17 protein-coding genes are annotated in these 19484 nt (G+C 70.1%); 11 read left to right on the top strand and 6 right to left on the bottom strand.

Going from position 1 to position 19484, the window contains the following annotated elements; translation table 11 throughout:
• The first annotated feature begins 17 nt into the window (after nt 1-17).
• Complete coding sequence (gene rimO, locus ABDZ92_RS09585) at nt 18-1367, top strand: 30S ribosomal protein S12 methylthiotransferase RimO (protein WP_125960512.1); 1350 nt, start codon at nt 18-20, stop codon at nt 1365-1367.
• Between the two features lie 322 nt (nt 1368-1689).
• On the opposite strand, the gene ABDZ92_RS09590 is transcribed toward rimO, so the two are convergent.
• From ABDZ92_RS09590 to ABDZ92_RS09600, 3 genes are read right to left on the bottom strand one after another with little or no spacing between them, the layout of a single operon-like run.
• Nucleotides 1690-2067, bottom strand: a complete 378-nt coding sequence (locus ABDZ92_RS09590) for a c-type cytochrome (RefSeq protein ID WP_125960513.1) — start codon at nt 2065-2067, stop codon at nt 1690-1692.
• Nucleotides 2064-2414, bottom strand: coding sequence for a hypothetical protein (locus ABDZ92_RS09595; RefSeq protein ID WP_125960514.1), 351 nt, complete (start codon nt 2412-2414; stop codon nt 2064-2066). Before ABDZ92_RS09595 ends, ABDZ92_RS09590 begins: the two co-directional genes overlap by 4 nt.
• Nucleotides 2411-3982: a GMC oxidoreductase gene (locus tag ABDZ92_RS09600; protein ID WP_125960515.1), complete on the bottom strand. Its 1572-nt coding sequence runs from the start codon at nt 3980-3982 to the stop codon at nt 2411-2413. The genes ABDZ92_RS09595 and ABDZ92_RS09600 overlap by 4 nt, the downstream gene beginning before the upstream one ends.
• A 168-nt stretch (nt 3983-4150) precedes the next feature.
• Between ABDZ92_RS09600 and ABDZ92_RS09605 the strand changes: the two genes are divergently transcribed.
• A complete protein-coding gene (locus ABDZ92_RS09605) occupies nt 4151-5545 on the top strand; it encodes a leucyl aminopeptidase family protein (RefSeq protein WP_125960516.1) in 1395 nt (464 codons plus the stop codon).
• Nucleotides 5546-5618: 73 nt separating this feature from the next.
• Complete coding sequence (locus ABDZ92_RS09610; protein ID WP_125960517.1) at nt 5619-6650, top strand: choice-of-anchor A family protein; 1032 nt, start codon at nt 5619-5621, stop codon at nt 6648-6650.
• A 376-nt stretch (nt 6651-7026) separates the two neighbouring features.
• On the opposite strand, the gene tpiA is transcribed toward ABDZ92_RS09610, so the two are convergent.
• Nucleotides 7027-7773, bottom strand: a complete 747-nt coding sequence (gene tpiA, locus ABDZ92_RS09615) for a triose-phosphate isomerase (RefSeq protein WP_125960518.1) — start codon at nt 7771-7773, stop codon at nt 7027-7029.
• A gap of 124 nt (nt 7774-7897) precedes the next feature.
• On the opposite strand from tpiA, the gene ABDZ92_RS09620 reads away from it, so the two are divergent.
• Both ABDZ92_RS09620 and trpE read left to right on the top strand, forming a co-directional pair.
• Entirely contained in the window at nt 7898-9841 is a 1944-nt protein-coding gene (locus ABDZ92_RS09620) for a peptidylprolyl isomerase (RefSeq protein ID WP_125960519.1), read from the top strand.
• Nucleotides 9842-9858: 17 nt separating this feature from the next.
• Entirely contained in the window at nt 9859-11361 is a 1503-nt protein-coding gene (trpE, locus tag ABDZ92_RS09625) for an anthranilate synthase component I (protein ID WP_125960520.1), read from the top strand.
• 284 nt (nt 11362-11645) lie between these two features.
• Here trpE and ABDZ92_RS09630 read toward each other — a convergent pair whose 3' ends face one another.
• On the bottom strand, nt 11646-12062 hold the full coding sequence (locus ABDZ92_RS09630) for a hypothetical protein (RefSeq protein WP_125960521.1): 417 nt from the start codon (nt 12060-12062) through the stop codon (nt 11646-11648).
• 90 nt (nt 12063-12152) lie between these two features.
• On the opposite strand from ABDZ92_RS09630, the gene ABDZ92_RS09635 reads away from it, so the two are divergent.
• Genes ABDZ92_RS09635 through lexA form a run of 6 tightly spaced genes read left to right on the top strand, consistent with a single transcriptional unit; the run spans nt 12153 to nt 16876 of the window.
• Complete coding sequence (locus ABDZ92_RS09635; RefSeq protein ID WP_125960522.1) at nt 12153-12740, top strand: anthranilate synthase component II; 588 nt, start codon at nt 12153-12155, stop codon at nt 12738-12740.
• Complete coding sequence (gene trpD / locus ABDZ92_RS09640; protein WP_125960523.1) at nt 12737-13732, top strand: anthranilate phosphoribosyltransferase; 996 nt, start codon at nt 12737-12739, stop codon at nt 13730-13732. Before ABDZ92_RS09635 ends, trpD begins: the two co-directional genes overlap by 4 nt.
• Nucleotides 13729-14508, top strand: coding sequence for an indole-3-glycerol phosphate synthase TrpC (gene trpC / locus ABDZ92_RS09645; RefSeq protein ID WP_125960524.1), 780 nt, complete (start codon nt 13729-13731; stop codon nt 14506-14508). Before trpD ends, trpC begins: the two co-directional genes overlap by 4 nt.
• Nucleotides 14505-14972, top strand: a complete 468-nt coding sequence (moaC, locus tag ABDZ92_RS09650; RefSeq protein WP_125960525.1) for a cyclic pyranopterin monophosphate synthase MoaC — start codon at nt 14505-14507, stop codon at nt 14970-14972. Before trpC ends, moaC begins: the two co-directional genes overlap by 4 nt.
• Entirely contained in the window at nt 14969-16147 is a 1179-nt protein-coding gene (locus ABDZ92_RS09655; protein WP_125960526.1) for a molybdopterin molybdotransferase MoeA, read from the top strand. Before moaC ends, ABDZ92_RS09655 begins: the two co-directional genes overlap by 4 nt.
• A 54-nt stretch (nt 16148-16201) precedes the next feature.
• Nucleotides 16202-16876: a transcriptional repressor LexA gene (lexA, locus tag ABDZ92_RS09660; protein WP_125960527.1), complete on the top strand. Its 675-nt coding sequence runs from the start codon at nt 16202-16204 to the stop codon at nt 16874-16876.
• 396 nt (nt 16877-17272) lie between these two features.
• On the opposite strand, the gene ABDZ92_RS09665 is transcribed toward lexA, so the two are convergent.
• The gene (locus ABDZ92_RS09665; protein WP_125960528.1) at nt 17273-19459 is read right to left on the bottom strand and encodes a ComEC/Rec2 family competence protein; all 2187 of its coding nucleotides are present in this window, start codon (nt 19457-19459) and stop codon (nt 17273-17275) included.
• Nucleotides 19460-19484: the final 25 nt, after the last annotated feature.

The following is a 19484-nucleotide window of genomic DNA, read 5'->3' on the forward strand; positions in this document are numbered from 1 at the left end:
TATGTCGCGCGGCGATCATGGCAACCAGACTTCCTGAAGCCCCCAAAGTGGGGATGGTCTCGCTCGGCTGTCCGAAGAACCTCGTCGACAGCGAACGGATCCTCACCAAGCTGCGTAGCGACGGCTACGGGCTGTCGCCGGACTATGCCGGCGCAGACGTCGTGCTCGTCAACACCTGCGGCTTCCTCGATTCCGCCAAGGAAGAGAGCCTGGAGGCGATCGGCGAAGCCATCGCGGAGAACGGCCGCGTCATCGTCACCGGCTGCATGGGTGACGAGGCCGCGGCGATCCGCGCCCGCTTCCCCAACGTCCTCGCGATCACCGGCGCGCACCAGTATGAGTCGGTGGTCGAGGCCGTGCATGAGGCGGCGCCGCCGATCCCCTCCCCCTTCGTCGATCTGGTGCCCGAAGCCGGGCTGAAGCTTACGCCGCGCCACTACAGCTATCTGAAGATTTCCGAAGGCTGCAACCACCGCTGCTCCTTCTGCATCATCCCGGCGATCCGCGGCGATCTGGCCTCGCGGCGTCCTGACGCGATCCTGCGCGAGGCGGAGAAGCTGGTGGCGGCCGGCACGCGCGAGTTGCTGGTGATCAGCCAGGACACCTCCGCTTACGGTATCGACATCCGCGACCAGCCGCGCATGTGGAAGGGCGCCGAAGTCCGCCCGCACATGACCGACCTTGCTCGCGAGCTCGGCAAGCTCGGCACGCCCGACCAGCCGGTCTGGGTGCGGCTGCACTATGTCTATCCCTACCCGCACGTCGACCACGTCATCCCGCTGATGGCGCAGGGGCTGATCGTCCCCTACCTCGACATCCCGTTCCAGCACGCCAGCCCCAAGGTGCTGCGTTCGATGAAGCGCCCGGCCAACGACGCCAAGGTGCTCGAGCGGCTGCGCGGCTGGCGTGCGATCTGCCCGGACATCGCGATCCGCTCGTCCTTCGTGGTCGGCTTCCCCGGCGAGACCGAGGAGGACTTCCAGTACCTCCTCGACTGGCTGGACGAGGCCCAGCTCGACCGCGTCGGTGCGTTCCGCTTCGAGCCGGTCGAGGGCGCCGCTGCCAACACGCTTCCGGACCCGGTGCCGGAGGAAGTGAAGGAAGAGCGCTATACCCGCCTGATGGAAAAGACCGCCGCGATCTCGGCGGCCAAGCTCCAAGCCAAGGTCGGCCGCACCATCCCCGTCATCATCGACGACGTCGATGAAGAGGGCGGCGCCACCGGCCGCTCGCAGGCAGACGCGCCCGGCATCGACGGCGAGGTGTTCCTGCGCGACTCCGGCCATCTCGCACAGGGCGACATCGTCCCCGTGCTGGTGGAGGATGCCGACGAGCACGACCTCTACGGGGTGCCGGTCAACCGCTGATCCGCGGCTGGTTTGCCGGTAGGGAGCCGAGAGCAGGCTGGCTTCTGAGTACCACGGCGTCCGGCGAAAGTCGGCGCCGTTGCGGGCATTCGATAGGTACGCCGAGTTCGCCCTACCGGTGTCAGGGCCATCTTCGACCTTCCTGACAAAGTACGCGGATCGCTCTCCTGATCCATGGGCCCTACCTTCCTTTGAAGGGACAGTGAGAGGGTCCCTCCTCCTGCTTGTGCTCCCGCGCGGGAGCCCAGAGTACCGCGCGCGAACCGCTGTTGCCCCCTGATCCGCGGCCTCGCGGGATACGGGGCAGTGGCTGATCGAAGCTTCACTCTCCCGGAAGACTGAGCACATAGCGGGCGACCTCGGCCGCCTGCTTCCGGTTCTCGAGCCCCGCAAAGGCCATGCGGGTACCGGGCACGACGCCGTTCGGGTTGAGCAGGAACGCGGTGAGCCGCGGCTCGTCCCAGTTGCCCTCCAGCTTCTGCATCGCGGGGGAATAGCCATAGCCGGGCAGGCTCCCCGCGCGCCGGTCGGCGAGACCCGCGAGGGTTGGACCGAGCGCAACGGCGCCCGGCGTGGTGCGATGGCAGGTCTGGCAGGCAGCGAATGCGGCGGGTTGCGGAAGTGCGGCGCGCGGCTTCTCGCCCCGGCACCCGGAGAGAGCCGCCAGCAGCAGCAAGCCGGTCCCGCCCAGCGCCTTCATGCGGCGATCCCGTGATAGGTGGCGGCGAAGGCCAGCACCTCTGTCGAGGCGAGCAGCCAGCCGTCCACCTGCCGGGTCCGGCCCTCCGCGAAGTCTGCCGCCACCAAGCCTGCCAGGCGCTCGCCGTCCGGCGTGCCGAGTGCCCGCCAGTCGGCACGCACGGCATCGCGGGAGAGCGCAGGGTCACAGCGCACGCAGGCGCGGCCGAGTCTCGCCATTGCGTCTTGGCGGTAGCGCTGCTCCGGCGAGCCGCACAAGGTGCGGCGAACCGGTGGCAAAGCTAGGCCTGCGCCGCCGGCCAGCAGCGCACCGGCCCCGGCGGCGAAGCCGCGGCGCGAGAGCTTCATGCAAAATGCTCCTGTCTGAGATGATCGGAAAGCCGCAGCGCGAGGGCGGTCAGCATCATCGTGGGCGATCCGCTGCCCGCGGTCGGGAACACCGAGCTTCCCGCGACATAGAGGTTGCCGACGCCGTGCACGCGGCAGTCGCGATCGACCACGCCGTGGCGCGGATCGTCGCTCATGCGGGTCGTGCCGGTGTGATGATAACCGATGTCGAGTTCGGGAAAGTCCGGCCATGGCGCTTCGGGATCGTAGCGCAGGCGCAACCGGCCGAGCCCGCGCCGGCCGGTCTCCTCGCCGAAGAGCATCAGGCTGCGGTGGAGCGAGCGCTTGCCCTCGTCCGCCAGCGCCCAGTGGAGATTGAGGATCGGCATGCCCAGCGCGTCCACCGCATCGGTGAGGGTCACGCGGCTCTCGGGGATCGGCCGCGGCTCCAGCCGAGCGGCAACGCGGTAGCGGGTGGGCTCCGCCCGGCAATAACCGCGATCGACCGCCCAGCCCGCGGTGTCGAGCGGATGGGCGAGCGCGGTGGAAAGGTCTTCGCCGCGGATGCTGCCGGCGTCTCCGGCGGCGATGCCGTCCTGGAGCCGCTTGGCAGCGGCACCGCCGGCGGTGGGCTGCTCGTAGACGGGCGTCACCCGCAGAAAGACGTCGTCGATCCGCTCCCGCCTCAGCGCTGCGTCGGTGAGCAGGAAGTGGCTGACGGTGTGGGTATCGCCCGGATAGTCCTGGAACGCCATCAGCCGGTCCATCGGCACGGCCGAGTTGCGGGCGAAGTCCTGGTAGATCACGACATGGTCCGTGAAGTAGCGCCCGACCTGGTCGTGAGCGTTGCCGAGGCCGGCCGCGAACGGCCGACGCGAGGCGAGCAGCACTCGGGCATTCTCCACCCCGCCCGCGGCCAGAACGAACACGCGGGCGCGCACCTTCGCCTCGCTGCCGGGGAGCGTGCGAACCGTCGCCTCCTCGATCCTGGTGCCATCCGCCGAGCCGACCAGCTCGGTAACGTTGGCGTGGTGGAGGAAGCGGATGTTCGGCGCCTTGGCGACGGAAGGCGCATAGCGGGCAAAAGTGCGGTTGCCGGTCTGGGGATTGAGGGGCGCGACGAACGTCAGCCGGGTTTCGAACAGCTGCGGGTCGAGCGGCCAACCCTGCGTCGCCAGGCGCCGACGCCAGGCTTCCGGCGACCAATCGACGGTGTCCTCCCGGAACAGCACCCGCTTCGACGCCTCCGGCAGATAATCGGCGATGTCAGCAAGGGCGATGGGCCAGCCGGTGTTCGGGACGCCCGGCCGCGCCGCGAAGTCCCGGTCGAGGAAGCGGTAGCAATGGCCCGACCAGTGGTTGGTCGTCCCGCCGATGTAGCGGAGGCGGGACGCCTGCAGCGGATAGGGGAGCCCGCTGACCGTTGCATTGCCGTTGAGCTGCTCCACCTCCCGCTCGATCCCCTCGCCGCCGCTCTCCAGCAGCAGCACGCGCACCCCCGTACCGGCGAAAGGTGAGGCTAAGGTTAGGCCAGCGGCGCCCGCTCCGATGATGCAGAGATCGGCCTCCAGCGGCGCATTGCCGAGCATTCGCGCATCTTCGAACAGACCAGCCTCCCCTCGCCCCTCCAGCCCCCCCGCCGGCACTGCCGCCTGCCTATCCGCGTGCCCAAAGCGTGAACAGACGGGCGACCGGGTAGCGTATCCGGAACGGAGCAAGGTCTTTCACTCGGCCGGTCCAAAGCCTAGATCACCTCCATGTCCGAGCTTTCCTCGCTGCTTCAGGCCGATCGCGGCCAACCTGCCCGCACCATCCACCTGGTGGACCCCCAGGGGTTCGACGCGTGGCTCGGGCTTCAGCCGCCCCGCCACCGCGCCGCGATCGTCGCGCAGCGGCTGAAGCCGACGGGCTTTGCCCACGCCATTCTTCCCGGCGAAGGAGCCGAGGACTGGTCGGTGGTCGCTGTCGTGGCGAACACAAGCGAACTCTCCTCCTGGTGCCTGGCCAAGCTGGCCGAGGTGCTGCCCGCCGGCAGCTACCGCCTCCACAGCGGCGAAACCGGCGCGGCGGCGTTCGGCTGGATCGTCGCGCAGCACCGCTTCACCCGCTACCGCAAGGACGAGGGTGGCGAAGGCCCTCGTATCCTGCTTACCGGCGACCCGGCGCGGGTCGACGATGTGGTGCGACAGGCGGCGGCCACGCTGCTGGTCCGCGACCTGGTCGACACCGGCGCCAACGACCTCGGCCCCGCCGAGCTGGAGGCGCAGGCGGCAAGCCTCGCCAGCGCGCACGGCGCCACGCTGACGGTGACCAAGGGTGCCGAGCTGGAGCGGGGCTACCCGATGATCCATGCTGTAGGAAAGGCCGCCGCCAAGGGTCGCGAGCCGCGGCTGATCGAGGTCGAATGGGGCAACCCGGCGCATCCGCGCGTCGCGATCGTCGGCAAGGGCGTGTGCTTCGACTCGGGCGGGCTGAACATCAAGCCCGGCAGCGGCATGGCGCTGATGAAGAAGGACATGGGCGGTGCCGCCCATGCGCTGGCGCTTGCCACGCTGGTGATCGAATCGCGGCTGCCGGTCCGGTTGCACCTGCTGGTGCCGGCGGTGGAGAATGCGATCGCCGGGGACGCCTTCAGGCCCGGCGACGTGCTCCGCACCCGCAAGGGCATCACGGTCGAGAATACCAACACGGACGCGGAAGGGCGGCTGATCCTGGGCGATGCGCTCACCCGCGCTGCCGAATCGCAGCCGGAGCTGATGATCGACTTCGCGACGCTTACCGGTGCCGCGCGCGTCGCGCTGGGCCCGGACCTGCCCGCGACCTTCGCCAATGACGAGGCACTGGCGGCCGACCTGCTCGCCTGCGGTACGGCCGAAGGGGATCCGCTGTGGCGGCTGCCGCTGTGGGACGCGTACGACGACATGCTGAAGTCGAGCGTCGCCGACATGGTCAATGCACCCGAGGGCGGCTTCGCCGGGGCGATCACCGCGGCGCTGTTCCTCCGGCGGTTCGTGCCTGGGGAGATCGCCTGGGCGCATCTCGATACCTTCGCGTGGCGGCCGTCCCCCAAGCCGGGCCGACCCAAGGGCGGCGACGCCTATGGCCTGCGCGCAGCCTGGGCATTGCTGCGCCGCCGCTACGACGGTCGCTGAACCGGCACATTTTGGGACAGGGTTAACCAATTCTTCACGTGTAGGGCACGCGCGAAGCGGGTACGCAGGAGATATGAGAACCCGCCTCCTTGCAGCCGCCCTCTCGGCTACCGCCCTCGCCCTTCCGGCGGTCGCCTCGCCGGTGGTCGGCGTCGACGCGCTGAAGGAATGGAACCTGATCGTGCTGGGGGACCTGACCTCCAGTTCCGAGGTGGAGGGGCGGACCTTCGTCGGCGGCAACCTCGACGGCAATTCGTCGAACTACCAGATCAAGACGCCGCCGCCATCCTCCTATGACACGCCCGGCCTGATCGTCGTCGGCGACGTGACCGGGGGCACGAAGAACCTCAACAACGGGTCGGGCGCCGTGGTGGGCGGCAACGTCAGCAGCGGCTTCAACCTGAACGGTGCAGCCCAGACGGTGCAGGTCGGCGGCAGCATCGCCAACACCAACGTGAACCAGAACACGGTGAACTCGGGACTGGCCTCCAACGCCGGCTTCCTCGAAGGGCTGCAGCAGCAGAAAAGCCTGCTCGCGAGCGGCATGACCGACCTGTCGCAGGGCATGACGAAGCTGGAGGCGAACAGCACCGTCACCTTCGCCAACAATCGCGCGACCTTCAACGCGAAGCCCGACGCAAAGGGCGTCGCGGTGTTCAACCTGACGGCTGACGACCTCAACCGCATCGGCGAAATCCAGTTCGACCTCAACGGCGCCGACACCGCGATCGTCAACGTCAGCGGCGCGAACATTGTGCTGAACGACAATTTTCTCGGCGGCACCCAGGGTCTCGGCGAGCATGTCATCTGGAACTTCGCCGACGCGAAGAACCTGTCGCTGACCACCGCCTGGGGCGGATCGGTGCTGGCGCCGGGCGCCGCTGCGAACACCGGCAACTATATCCAGGGATCGGCCGTGTTCGGCAGCCTGGTGCAGAACGGCGAGTTCCACCTGGGTACCTATACCGGCGGCTATACGCCGACGACCCCGACCGATCCCGGCGGCCCGAAGCCGGTGCCGGAGCCCGGCACCTGGGCGCTGATGCTTGCCGGGCTGGCAATGGCGGCCCTGCTGCTGCGTCGCCGGCGCGGGGCTGCGGCGTAAGTCTGGGAGCAGGCGCAGCCGGCCGAAGCGGATCGGCACCCTCTGCCGTTTGGCTAGCGCTGTTTGAGCGTAGGACGAACACTCGCTGCAAATCCCGCCGTGCGCCCGCGAAGGTGGGAGTTCAGGGTTTCGGAAATCGTCAGTCGTTGCTCTGCTTGGCCCTGGATCCCCGCCTTCGCGGGGATACGGAAGTAGGAGATGGCGCCCCCCTCCTGGAACAGTATCCGGCAGGGTGCGAGAGGGCCGCGCCGGTGCGCGATTTTTCGACCGTCGTTCCGACCGGACCCCGGCCTTCGCCGGGGTACGGGTGGCGGGTTCGTGTCGGCGCGCTTCGATCCCCGCCCGAGCCCGCGCAGACCGCCGGCGCCGCGCGCGCTCAGATCGCCGCGGCCGCCTGGATGATCGGCACGAACTTTTCGGCAGTCAGGCTGGCGCCGCCGACGAGCGCGCCGTCGACATTCTCCACCGCCAGGATCTTGGCCGCGTTCTCCCCGGTGACCGAGCCGCCGTAGAGGATGCGGATACGATCGGCCGCGTCGCCCACCATCATGCGCAGCTTGGCGCGCGCGATCGCGTGGATCGAGGCGATCTCCTCGGTCGTAGGCGTACGACCGGTACCGATCGCCCAGCGGGGTTCGTATGAGAGCGTGAACCAGTCGCCATCGGCATCCTCGGGCACCGACTTCTCGATCTGCGCCTGGACGACGCGTTCGGCGCGGCCGGCGTTGCGCTCCGCTTCGGTTTCCCCCACGCACAGGATCACGTGCATGCCCTGCTTGCGGGCGGCTGCGGCCTTTGCCCATGCGTCGTGGCTGGTCTCGTTCTGGTCGGCGCGGCGTTCCGAATGGCCGACGATCACAGTCTGGGCACCCACCTCGACCAGCATCGCCGCCGACACGCAGCCGGTGTGGGGCCCGTGCTCGTTCTCATGGACGTCCTGCGCTCCGATCCGCACCGTTTGCGCGTGATCGACGGCGGCGGCGATCAGCGTCGTGGGGACGCACAGCGCCACGTCGACATGGGGGTGAGCGGCCGCGGCGGCCTCGATCGCTGCGATTTCCTTCAACTGGGCACGCAGCCCGTGCATTTTCCAGTTGCCGGTCACCAGCTTGCGTCGCGTCACGCCCATCTCCTTTGTGTCTGTTGCCGGCGATACCAAGCCCTGCTGCCCGCACAAGCTTGAAGCCGCGCAGCCTGCGCCCTAAAGCGACCCGTTCTTTTCTTCCGGCAGGATCGGTAGCTCTTCGATGCTCGCATTCGTCAGGCGGTTTCTCAACTCGACCCTCGGCAAGGGAATCGCACTCGCGTTCCTGGTCGTGATCGCCCTGGCGTTCGCCGCGGGCGACATCAGCGGCCTGCGCCCGGGTGGCGCATCCAGCGATGTGGTCGCAAAGGTCGGCGGCCACAAGGTGCACGACGCCGAGCTGACCAAGCAGGTGCAGCAGGAGCTGGAAGGCGCCCGCCAGCGCGACCCGAACGTCGACATGCAGCAGTTGATCGCAGCGGGCGGCGTGGAGAACATCCTTCAGCGGCTCGTCACCTCGATCGCGCTGGAGAAGTTCGCGAACAAGGTCGGCATGGCGGTGAACAACAAGCTGGTCGACGGGCAGATCGCGAGCATCCCCGCGTTCCAGGGCTTTGACGGCAAGTTCGACCAGGCGACCTTCGAGCGCGCGATCGCGCAGCGCGGCATGACCCCGGCGGGTCTGCGCGAGGCGATCGGCCGCGACATGCTCGCCCAGTGGCTGGTGAGCCCGACCGTGGGCGCCACCCAGCTTCCGGAGCAGATCGCGCTGCCCTATGCCTCGCTGATGCTAGAGAAGCGCGCGGGGCAGATCGTGCTGATCCCCTCTGCCGCGGTGTCGCAGGGCAACCCGCCGACGGATGCGGAACTGACCGCCTTCTACGCCAAGAACCGCGCGCGCTACACGGTGCCGGAGCGGCGCGTGATCCGCTATGCCCTGGTGCGTGCCGACAGCGTTGCGGCGCAGGCGACGCCGACCGAGGCGGAGATCGCGCAGGCCTATCGCGCGGCCGCCAGCCGCTTTGCCGCAACCGAGCGCCGCACCGTCCGCCAGGTGGTGCTGGCCGACCAGAATACGGCGAACCAGCTGGCCGCCAAGGTAAAGGGCGGCACCGCGATCGATGCCGCCGCCCGCGCGGCCGGGCTTGAGGCGGCAAGCTTCAGCGATCTCGACAAGGCGGCACTGGGCGCACAGACCTCGCAGGCGATCGCCGCCGCCGCCTTTGCGGCAGGCGAAGGCGCCGTCGTGGGGCCGGTCCGCTCGCCGCTCGGCTGGCACGTGCTGCGCGTCGAGAAGGTGAGCAAGGTGGCCGGCAAGACGCTGGAGCAGGCCCGTCCCGAATTGGTCGCGGAGCTGAGCCGCAGCAAGGCGGCAGGCGCGATCAACGCGGTGCAGGAGAAGATCGACGGCGCGATCAACGACGGCGCCACCTTTGCGGAAGTGGTGAGCGAGGCCAAGCTCTCGGCACAGAGCACCGCGCCCGTCACCAGCGGCGGCACCAATCCAGACCAGCCGAACGTTCCGGCCGACCCGGCGCTTGCCCGCGTGATCGAGGCCGGCTTCGCCGCCGAGCAGGGCGACGCGCCGCAGATCGTGCAGATCGAGCAGGACGGCAGCTTCGCGGTGGTCGGCCTCGACCGGGTGCTCCCGGCGGCTCCCCGCCCGCTCGCGCAGGTCCGCGATGTGGTGCAAAAGGCGTTCGTCGCCGAGCGCGCGCAGCAGGAAGCGCGCAAGGCCGCAGCGGCGATCCTCGCCAAGGTGAACGGCGGCACGCGGCTCGCCCAGGCGGTGGCCGCATCCGGCCTGAAGGTGCCGGCGCCGACGCCGCTGACCGCCACCCGTGCGCAGCTTGCCGCGCAGCAGGGCAACGTGCCCCCGCCCGTCGAGCTGATGTTCGCGATGGCGCCGAAGAAGGCGCGGCTGATCGCGGCACCGGGCAACGGCGGCTGGTTCGTGGTGTATCTGGACAGCATCACGCCCGGTGACGCGAGCGGCGACAAGCGCGCCATCGCCTCCGCGCGCGGCGGCCTGGGTCAGGTCGTCGGGCAGGAATATGCCGAGCAGTTCGCCGAGGCGGTTCGCCGCAACGTGGGCGTGACCAAGAACGACGCCGCCGTCGCCCGCGTCCGCACCACGTTGGCCGGCCAGGGCGGCGCGGCCAACTGACGCTGGGGAACGGAGCTTTGATCCAGGGACGCGAGGGCGCGCAGGCAGCGCTTGCCGCGGGCACGCCGGCACTGCTGTGGCAGCGGCTGGTGGCGGACACCGAAACGCCGGTGGCCGCCGCGCTCAAGCTCATCGAGCCCGGCCGCGGCGACTTCCTGCTCGAGTCGGTCGAGGGCGGATCGGTGCGCGGACGCCACAGCCTGATCGGGCTCGCGCCGGACCTGGTGTTCCGCGCGACCGGCGCCGAGGCGACGATCAACCGCAACTGGCTTTCCGACCGCGATGCGTTCGAGCCGTGCGCGGAGCCGACCCTGGAAGCGCTGCGCACGCTCGTCACCTCGTGCCGGATGGACGTGCCCGAGGCACTGCCGCGCGCCCTCGCCTGCTTGGTCGGCTATTTCGGCTATGAGACGATCGGCCTGGTCGAGAAGCTCGATCGGCCCCCGGCCAATCCGCTCGACCTGCCGGACATGGTGTTCGTGCGGCCGACGCTGCTGATGGTGTTCGATCGCCTTTCGGACGCGCTGTTCCTGGTGGCGCCGGTGTGGCCCGGATCGGGCGACGCGGAGGCGACGATCGCAGCCGCCGCCGCGCGGATCGAGGACGTGGCGGCACGGCTCGCCCGGACGCCGCTTCCCGAGCCCGCCCGGCAGGAATCGCACGAGATCGCGCTCACCCCCGCCCTGGCACCCGGCCGCTATGCGGAGATGGTGGCAGGCGCGAAGGAATATATCAGCGCGGGCGACATCTTTCAGGTGGTGCTGGCGCAGCGTTTCACGGCGCCCTTCACCCTGCCGCCGTTCGAGCTGTACCGCGCGCTCCGGCGGATCAACCCGTCGCCCTTCCTCTACCACCTCGACCTGCCGGGCTTTTCCCTCATCGGATCGAGCCCGGAGATCCTGGTGCGGGTGCGCGACGGTGAAGTCACGATCCGTCCGATCGCCGGTACCCGTCCGCGGGGCGCGACCGCGGTCCAGGACGCGGAGAATCGCGCGAGCCTGCTCGCCGATCCCAAGGAGCGCGCCGAGCATCTGATGCTGCTGGACCTGGGCCGCAACGACGTCGGCCGGGTGGCGGAGGCGGGTAGCGTACGGGTGACCGACAGCTACGGCATCGAGTTCTACAGCCATGTGATGCACATCGTGTCCAACGTGGTCGGCCGGCTCTCGCCGGATCACGACGCGCTGGATGCGCTGTTCGCAGGCTTTCCGGCGGGCACCGTCAGCGGCGCGCCCAAGGTGCGCGCCTGTCAGGTGATCGCCGAGCTAGAGGGGGAGACGCGCGGCGCCTATGCGGGCGGCGTCGGCTATTTCTCGCCCGATGGATCGATGGACTCGTGCATCGTGCTGCGGACCGCGGTGGTGAAGGACGGCACCATGCACGTCCAGGCAGGCGCCGGCATCGTCGCCGACAGCAACCCGGACTATGAACAGCGCGAGTGCGAGGCCAAGGCGAGCGCGCTGCTGGCCGCCGCCCGCGAGGCGATCGCCCAGGCGAGCAGCCCCCGCTTCGGGCAATAGCGGGGGCGGAATCCCCGCCCGCTCCGGCAGAGGACGTCGGAAAAGCGGGGGCCCTCCCCCCATCTTGTATGCGCGCGAAGGCGGAGATCCAGAGTTTAGCAGGACAGCGACGGCTGGCTTTCGCAACCCCTCGCGGGAGCACAGCAGGGGATCGGGAGAGGGCCGGCAAACGCCAGCTCAGTCTGGCACGGGCCGCCGGTTAGCGAGGACTGCCAAGTCACCGCAACTGGACCCCGGCCTTCGCCGGGGTACGATGCAGGTTCCGGTCCCCCTCGCGATTCTGATCAGTCGCCGGCGCGGGGGAACTGCTCCGCCTGCTGCTGCGCCTTGCGCTGCTGGTACCATTGCCGCAGCAGCTGCTGGTTGCAGCCCGTCTGGCCGCCGGTGCCGACTGGCGAGCAGCTGTCGGGCAGGCCGACGCGGTTGACCTCCATCATCGTCTCGGCGCGATTCGCCCAGCTTTGCGCGGCGGCCTCCTGGGACGGCGGGTTGCGCAATTCGCTGGGGATGCGGAAGCGCTCGCTCTCGTCCTTGCGGGCGCAGACGACCACTTCATTTTCCGTCTCGGGCTTGGGGCATTCCTCCTTGCCATAGACGGTGACGCTGCGCGTGCGCTGCGGGGGCGCGCTGCTGGTCTTCTCGGCTTCCTGGGCCATGGCCGGGGATGCCGCCAGCGCCGCCACGAGAATCCAACGAACCATGCCAACCTCCTGAACGCAAAACACACGCCCGACCAACGATCGGGTCCAGCGCAGCGTTGCGCCAGACTGCGGCGGCGCTATGGCAAAGCCATGATCCTTGTCATCGACAATTACGACAGCTTCACCTGGAACCTGGTCCATTACCTGATGGAGCTGGGTGCGCCGGTGAAGGTCGTGCGCAACGACGCGCTGACCGCCCAAGAGGCGCTCGCGAGCAATGCCGCGGGTTTCCTGATCTCGCCGGGTCCCTGCACGCCGAACGAGGCGGGTGTCTCGCTCGACCTCGTCGCCGCCTGTGCGGAGGCCGGTCGGCCGCTGCTGGGAGTGTGCCTGGGCCACCAGGCGATCGGCCAGCATTTCGGCGGCAAGGTGGTGCGCGGCGGGCTGATGCACGGCAAGACCTGTCCGGTCGAGCATGACGGCACCGGATTGTTCGAAGGGCTCCCCAGCCCCTTCACCGCCACGCGCTACCACTCGCTGATCGTGACGGAGGTGCCGGAGTCGCTGGTGGTCAATTGCACCGCCGGTGACGCCAGCGTCATGGGCGTGCGCCATGTGAGCCTGCCGATCCACGGCGTCCAGTTCCACCCGGAGAGCATCGCCACCGAACATGGCCATGCGATGCTTGCGAACTGGCTGAAGAGCACCGGCATCTCGCCGAAGCAGCGCGCGGCATGACGACCACCGTCCTGCTGCCGTCGACGGAGACGCCGCTATCGCACGAGAGCGCGGCCGAAGCGTTCGGCGCGATCCTCGACGGAAAGGCGTCGGAAGAGGCGATCATCGCCTTCCTGGTCGGGCTCACCGAGCGCGGCGAAACCAGCATCGAAATCGCCGAGGCCGCGCGCGCCATGCGCCAGCGGATGGTGCCGATCGACGCGCCGCCCGGGGCGATCGACGTCTGCGGCACCGGCGGCGACGGGCACCATACCCTGAACGTCTCCACCGCCGTCAGCCTGGTGGTGGCGGCAACCGGCGTGCCGGTGGCCAAGCACGGCAACCGGGCTGCATCCAGCAAGGCAGGAGCTGCGGACACGCTCGAAGCGCTCGGCCTGGACATGATGCGCGCCGGGGCGATGGCCGAGCAGACACTGGCGGACATCGGCATCGCCTTCCTGTTCGCGGGCAACCACCATCCGGCGATGCGACGTATCCAGCCGCTGCGCCAGAAGATCGGCCGGCGCACCGTCTTCAACCTGATGGGTCCACTCGCCAACCCTGCGCACGTCGAGCGCCAGCTGATCGGCATCGCCCGGCCGGACTATGCGCCGCTCTATGCCGAGGCGCTGGAAAGCCTGGGCGCGACGGCCGCCGCCGTGATCGCGGGTGAGGAGGAGCTGGACGAGATCTCGATCGCCGGCCCCACCCGCGTGGTGCGCATCGGTTCGGTCGCCCTGCCCGACCGCATCACGCCCGCGGACGCCGGCCTGCCGGCGAGCCCGCTCGAGGCGCTGCGTGGCGGGGACCCCGCGCACAATGCGCTGGCGTTGCGCCGGCTGCTGGCGGGCGAGGAAAGCGCCTATCGCGACGCGGTGCTGCTGAACGCGGCGGCCGCCCTGGTGATCGCGGACAAGGTGAGCGACCTTGCCGAGGGTGCGGTGCTTGCCGCCAACACGATCGATTCCGGTGCCGCCCGGCGCCTTCTGGACGCATGGATTGCCTACGCATGAGCACGATGCTTTCGAAGATCCTCGAGACCAAGCGGACCGAGGTCGCCGCCCGCAAGAGCATGGCAGGGGTGCAGGAGCTTGACCGGCGGGCAAGCATGCAGACGCCGCCGCGGGGCTTTCGCGCCGCGCTCGACGCCAAGCAGGGGCATGCGATCATCGCCGAGATCAAGAAGGCGAGCCCGTCGAAGGGCCTGATCCGTGCCGACTTCGACCCGCCGGCCCATGCGCGCGCCTATCAGGCGGGCGGTGCGGCCTGCCTGTCGGTGCTGACGGACGAGGAGTATTTCCAGGGTTCCGACGAGTATCTCGTCGCCGCGCGCGCGGCCTGCGACCTGCCGGTGCTGCGCAAGGACTTCGTCATCGATCCTTGGCAGGCGGCGGAAACGCGCGCGCTGGGGGCGGACGCGATCCTGCTGATCGTCGCGGCGCTGGAAGACCGGCAGATGGCGGAGATCGAGGCGGCGGCGCTGGAGCGCGGGCTGGACGTGCTGGTGGAGGTCCATGACTATCCGGAGCTGGAGCGGGCGCTCAAGCTCAAGACGCGGCTGATCGGGGTCAACAACCGCGATCTGCGCGACTTCACCGTGAACTTCGATCGCACCTATGAGCTGGTTGCGCATGCGCCGGAGGGCTGCACCTTCGTGGCCGAAAGCGGGCTGACGGGCCGCGCAGACCTGGACGCGATGGCGGAGCACGGCATCCACTGCTTCCTGATCGGCGAGGCGCTGATGCGGCAGGACGATGTCGAGGCGGCGACCCGCGCCCTGACCCGATGACCGGCCTCACCCACCTCGACGCCGAGGGCCATGCCCGCATGGTGGATGTGGGCGACAAGGCGGTGACGGCGCGGCAGGCGACCGCCACCGGCCGCATCACCATGTCGGCCGAAGCGCTGGCGGCGATCCGCGACGGGCTGGTGAAGAAGGGCGACGTGCTTGCGGTGGCGCGGGTCGCCGGGATCATGGCGGCCAAGCGCACCAGCGACCTGGTACCGCTGTGCCATCCCCTGCCGCTCACCCGCGTGGTGCTGGACCTGACGATCGACGCGGACGGCATCGTTGCGACCGCGACCTGCGCGACGGACGGCAAGACCGGCGTGGAGATGGAGGCGCTGACCGCCGTATCGGTCGCGCTGCTCACCGTCTATGACATGGCCAAGGCGCTCGACCGCGGCATGGTGATCGACGGCGTTCGCCTGCTCGCCAAGTCGGGCGGCAAGTCCGGAGACTGGCAGGCGTGAGCCTGCTGCCGCTCGACGAGGCGCAGGCGCGGGTATTGGGCCTGGCCGCGCCGGTCGCCGTCGAGACGGTGCCGATCCGCGACGCCATCGGCCGCTGGGCAGCCGACGATCTGCCGGCGCTGCGCACCCAGCCCGAACGCGCACTGTCGTCGATGGACGGCTATGCGATCCGCTTCGCCGACCTGCCGGGACCGTGGGAGGTCATCGGGGAATCCGGGGCCGGGCGTCCGTTCGGCGGCCTGGTAGGAGCAGGCCAGGCGGCGCGCATCTTCACGGGGGCCGCATTGCCCGAGGGCGCCGACACGGTACTGGTGCAGGAAGAGGCAGCGCGCGAGAGCAGCCGTCTGATGCTGGCGGGCGAAGGGCCGCCGCGGCGCGGCAGCAGCGTGCGTGCGGCCGGGCTGGATTTCACCGCGGGCGAGCGGCTGCTGTCGGCCGGTGCGGCGATCACGCCGGCTGCGGCAGCGCTGCTGGCGGTGGGCGGGCACGGCATGGTTCCCGTCCGGCGCCGGGTGCGGGTGGCGATCGCGGCCACGGGGGACGAACTCGTGGCGCCGGGTTCCCCCCCCGACGCCGGGCTTCCGGAGTCCAACGGCGTGCTGCTGGCGGGCCTGCTCGGGCGGCTGCCCGTCGAACGGATCGACCTGGGAATCCTGCCGGACGACCTCTCCGCACTCACCGCCGCCTTCGCCGGGGTGGATGCCGATGTGCTGGTGACGACGGGGGGCGCCTCGGTCGGCGACCATGATCTGGTGCGGCCGGCGCTGGAGGCGGCAGGCGCGCGGATCGACTTCTGGCGCATCGCGATGCGGCCGGGAAAGCCGATGATGGCGGGCAGGCTCGGCGACGCCGTCGTGCTGGGGTTGCCGGGCAACCCGGTGTCCGCATTCGTGACAGCAACGCTGTTCCTGCTGCCGCTGGTGCGCACGCTCGCGGGCGCGGCCGATCCGCTGCCGCGGCGGCGGGTGGTGCCGCTCGGCGCGCCGCTGGCCGCGAACGACCGGAGGGCCGATCACCTGCGCGCGGAGCTGCGCGACGGGGTGGCTTTTCCCGCCCCCGCGCAGGACAGTTCCATGCTGCGCACGCTCGCCCGAGCCGACTGCCTGATCGTGCGTCCTCCCCATGCTGCCGCGGCAAACGCAGGCGACTCGGTGGAAATCCTGGATATCGGTTGACAGGGGGCGGCTCCGTTTCCTAAAGGTTCCATATCTGTTCCGACGGAGGACCGCATGCTCACGCGCAAGCAGCACGAGCTGATCTGCTTCATCGACGACCGGTTGAAGGAAACCGGCGTGTCCCCCTCGTTCGAGGAGATGAAGGAAGCGCTCGACCTCAAGTCGAAGTCGGGCGTGCATCGCCTGATCAGCGCGCTGGAGGAACGCCAGTTCATCCGTCGCCTGCCGAACCGCGCCCGCGCGCTTGAAGTGCTGCGGATGCCGGACCGGCCGGAAACGGCCAAGAAGGCGCCGGTCAAGACGGCGCCCGCCCGAAGCGCGCCGGTCGCGCCGCCCGCTCCCGCCAACGACGTCATCGAGATCCCGCTGCACGGCCGCATCGCTGCCGGCGTCCCGATCGAGGCGATGGAAGGCCAGCAGATGCTGCCGGTGCCGGCCGCGCTGCTGGGCTCGGGCGAGCATTATGCGCTGGAGGTCGCGGGCGACTCGATGGTCGAGGCCGGCATTCTCGACGGCGACTATGCGTTGGTCCGCCGCACCGATGCGGCGCGCGACGGCGAGATCGTGGTCGCGCTGATCGATGAGAACGAGGCGACACTGAAGTATTTCCGCCGCGAGGGCGCGATGATTCGCCTCGACCCGGCGAACCGCAGCTATGATCCGCAGCGCTATCGCCCGGATCAGGTGCGGGTGCAGGGGAAGCTTGCAGGACTGCTGCGCCGCTACTGAGGCGGACGCTGGGATCCTCCTATAGCCGGGTTGCGGCCATTGACGCGCCGCGACCCGGCTCATGTCGCTCTTCATTGCGCGTGTGGGCGCAGGGTGATGGCTCTCCAAAGGGGCATAGCGTGCGGCTCGTGGGAGTTCGCTCCGCGAGGGAGGTCGCCCGGCGCACATCATCCTGCCCGGCGGAGGCGGGACCCTCGCCATCGGAGCAGAGGTCGGATACGCCGAGTCCCTGCGTAGGCGGCGGCTCGGTTCCAAGCAGGACAACGACGTGCAGCACCCCAACCTGGGCTTCTGCCTCCGCAGGAGCATGCGTGGCAGGTGCCGTGGGAGAGGCTAGCAACCCCGGCCTTTGTCAGAATGACGAGGGCGGAGGTGGATAGCTGGCGCGGTGCGGCGTCAGGAATGCGGGCGGTGCCAGCCGCTCCTTCTGCGCCGCGGCCAGCGGTCTGCCACGGGCGCCGTTGTCGACGGGGTGATCCACGGGTGCTGATCCCCAGGGGCGCGGACGCGGCGCGCCTCGGGTGGATCGAAGCGGATGGCGACTCCGCCCGTTTGGGCGAGCACCGGTCGGTCGAGCCTAAGCCAGCGGGGCGTGCAGCCGCGCGGGAGGCGGCGTTCGCTGACGACGATGTCGGCGTCGCGGCATGCGGCGATCAGTTCGCGCACCGGAAGCAGGTAGCCGCTGCGCGTTGCGACGACGCGCCAGAGGCGGTCGGGGGCGGCAACATCGACGACGCAGACGTCGGCGGTGCAGCGGGCGTTAGGCTGCTCGGCGAGCGGGGGCAGTTCGCCTTCTACACCGCCCCCCTCCCCCAAGGTGCCCCGCACGTAGTCGCCTGCTCGGTCGCGGAGGATCGCCATGCCTCCCTCGGGCGTGCGGATGGCGAGGTGCCGGCCGTCGCTGGTGACGAGCAGGTCCGGCGCGGGCGTCTCGAGCGCCCACAGTGCCCCGGCCGCAAACGGTGCCAGCCCCAGCAGCCGGGTGCGCGTGCGCCATAGCGCCAGCCACAGCCCGCCTGCGACCATCAGCCCGAACGCTCCGCCCGGCATCGACGGCAGCGCCGCGACGGAGCCCGGGGCGGCTGCGACCGTGCGGGCGATCCAGAGCAGCAGCGACAGGGCGCGCTCGACCACCCACCAGGCCGGCGCGCCGAGGCCGAGGAGATCGAGCAGCAGTGCCAGCGCCTCCGCCGGCATGACGACAAAGGTGGTGAGCGGAATCGCGACGATGTTGGCGAGCGCCCCGTAAAGCCCGGCCTTGTGGAAGTGGAACAGGCCGATCGGCATCAGCACCGCCTCCACCGCGATGCCGGTCAGCAGCAGCGAGCCGAGCCCGCGCAGTAGCCGTCGCGGCAGGCTCTCGTCGCGCGCCTGGAACCACCGGCGGACTCGCGGGTGTTCGTGGAGCGCGACGATCGCGGTGACGGCGGCGAAGCTCAGTTGGAAGCTGGGACCGGCGAGCGACTCCGGAAGCAGCAACAGCACCAGAAAGGCCCCGGTCGCGACCAGCCGCAAGGTGATCGCCTCCCGCCCCATCGCCAGCGCCGCCAGCACCAGCAGGGCTGCGACGCAGGACCGGATGGTCGGCACTTCGGCCCCCGACAGCCAGGTATAGCCGATCGCCGCCAGCGCCGCGCCCGAGGCCGCCACCAGCGGCAGGCGCACTCGCAGCGCGAGCGCCGGCACCAGCGCCAGCAAGCGGAGCAACAGCAACATGGTCGCGCCCACCACAGCCGTGACGTGCAGGCCGCTGATCGACAGAAGGTGGGCGAGGCCCGCGCGGCGCATCGCCTCGTCCGCGTCCTCGCCGATGGCCCCCCGGTCTCCGGTCACCAGCGCGGCCGCGACTCCGCCCTCGCTGCCGGGCACCTGCTGCTGGATGTGGGCGGTCAGGCGGTTGCGCAGCCCAGCGCCGGGGGTGACCGCCGGCGTCACCACCTCGATCGGCGCGAAGCCACGGCCCGTCGCCCCAACGCGGTCGAACCACGCCACGCGGGTGAAGTCATAGGCGCCGGGTACGGCAGGCGGCGGCGGGGGCACGAGTCGCGCGCGCAGCCGCAGGACGGCACCGGGCCCCGCACCGACAGGAAGTGCTTCCTGCGGCACGTTGACCCGCACGATCGGCGGCAGCGTGGGCATGTCGACCGGCGCGAGCCGCAGCCGCACCAGCTCGCGCGCAGGCAGGGGCTCCACCCGCTCCACCCGCGCGGTGAAGGCGAAGACACCGGGCCGCGCCAGCACCGGCGCCGCAACGCGCTCGGCACGCCACCACACCAGCGCGCAGCCGAGCGCGGCGAGCAGCCCGGCACCCGCGACCATCCGGCCGAGCCGCCCGGCCGGCGGAAAGACGATGCCCGCTGCCCCGACTCCAAGCGCGCCGAGCAGGAACGCCATCCACGAGGAAACGTTGGGCAGCACGAACCAGGCGGCGATGCCCGTGCCGAGTGCCACGGGGATCCACAGCGGCAACTGGTCCCGCTCGGCTTCAAGCCACCGCTCGACCACATGCAAAAAATACACCCGCCGGTTGATTTGAAGCCTCGGAGGGGCCGTGCTAGGGGCGGGCGCGGCTGATGTGGCCATGATTGTTCGAGCTTGGGAGCAGGCG

Origin of the sequence: Sphingomonas molluscorum, from assembly GCF_039522995.1 — a bacterium.
In the GTDB taxonomy this organism is placed as follows: Bacteria; Pseudomonadota; Alphaproteobacteria; order Sphingomonadales; family Sphingomonadaceae; genus Sphingomonas; species Sphingomonas molluscorum.

What these genes read in the sequence shown, in the direction of transcription:
- ABDZ92_RS09665 (WP_125960528.1), bottom strand. Translation starts at nt 19,459, where the DNA reads ATGGCCACATCAGCCGCGCCCGCCCCTAGCACGGCCCCTCCGAGGCTT.
- ABDZ92_RS09595 (WP_125960514.1), bottom strand. Translation starts at nt 2,414, where the DNA reads ATGAAGCTCTCGCGCCGCGGCTTCGCCGCCGGGGCCGGTGCGCTGCTG.
- ABDZ92_RS09610 (WP_125960517.1), top strand. Translation starts at nt 5,619, where the DNA reads ATGAGAACCCGCCTCCTTGCAGCCGCCCTCTCGGCTACCGCCCTCGCC.
- trpD (WP_125960523.1), top strand. Translation starts at nt 12,737, where the DNA reads ATGACGACCACCGTCCTGCTGCCGTCGACGGAGACGCCGCTATCGCAC.
- trpC (WP_125960524.1), top strand. Translation starts at nt 13,729, where the DNA reads ATGAGCACGATGCTTTCGAAGATCCTCGAGACCAAGCGGACCGAGGTC.
- ABDZ92_RS09600 (WP_125960515.1), bottom strand. Translation starts at nt 3,982, where the DNA reads ATGCTCGGCAATGCGCCGCTGGAGGCCGATCTCTGCATCATCGGAGCG.
- rimO (WP_125960512.1), top strand. Translation starts at nt 18, where the DNA reads ATGGCAACCAGACTTCCTGAAGCCCCCAAAGTGGGGATGGTCTCGCTC.
- ABDZ92_RS09605 (WP_125960516.1), top strand. Translation starts at nt 4,151, where the DNA reads ATGTCCGAGCTTTCCTCGCTGCTTCAGGCCGATCGCGGCCAACCTGCC.
- ABDZ92_RS09630 (WP_125960521.1), bottom strand. Translation starts at nt 12,062, where the DNA reads ATGGTTCGTTGGATTCTCGTGGCGGCGCTGGCGGCATCCCCGGCCATG.
- ABDZ92_RS09590 (WP_125960513.1), bottom strand. Translation starts at nt 2,067, where the DNA reads ATGAAGGCGCTGGGCGGGACCGGCTTGCTGCTGCTGGCGGCTCTCTCC.
- moaC (WP_125960525.1), top strand. Translation starts at nt 14,505, where the DNA reads ATGACCGGCCTCACCCACCTCGACGCCGAGGGCCATGCCCGCATGGTG.
- lexA (WP_125960527.1), top strand. Translation starts at nt 16,202, where the DNA reads ATGCTCACGCGCAAGCAGCACGAGCTGATCTGCTTCATCGACGACCGG.
- ABDZ92_RS09620 (WP_125960519.1), top strand. Translation starts at nt 7,898, where the DNA reads ATGCTCGCATTCGTCAGGCGGTTTCTCAACTCGACCCTCGGCAAGGGA.
- ABDZ92_RS09635 (WP_125960522.1), top strand. Translation starts at nt 12,153, where the DNA reads ATGATCCTTGTCATCGACAATTACGACAGCTTCACCTGGAACCTGGTC.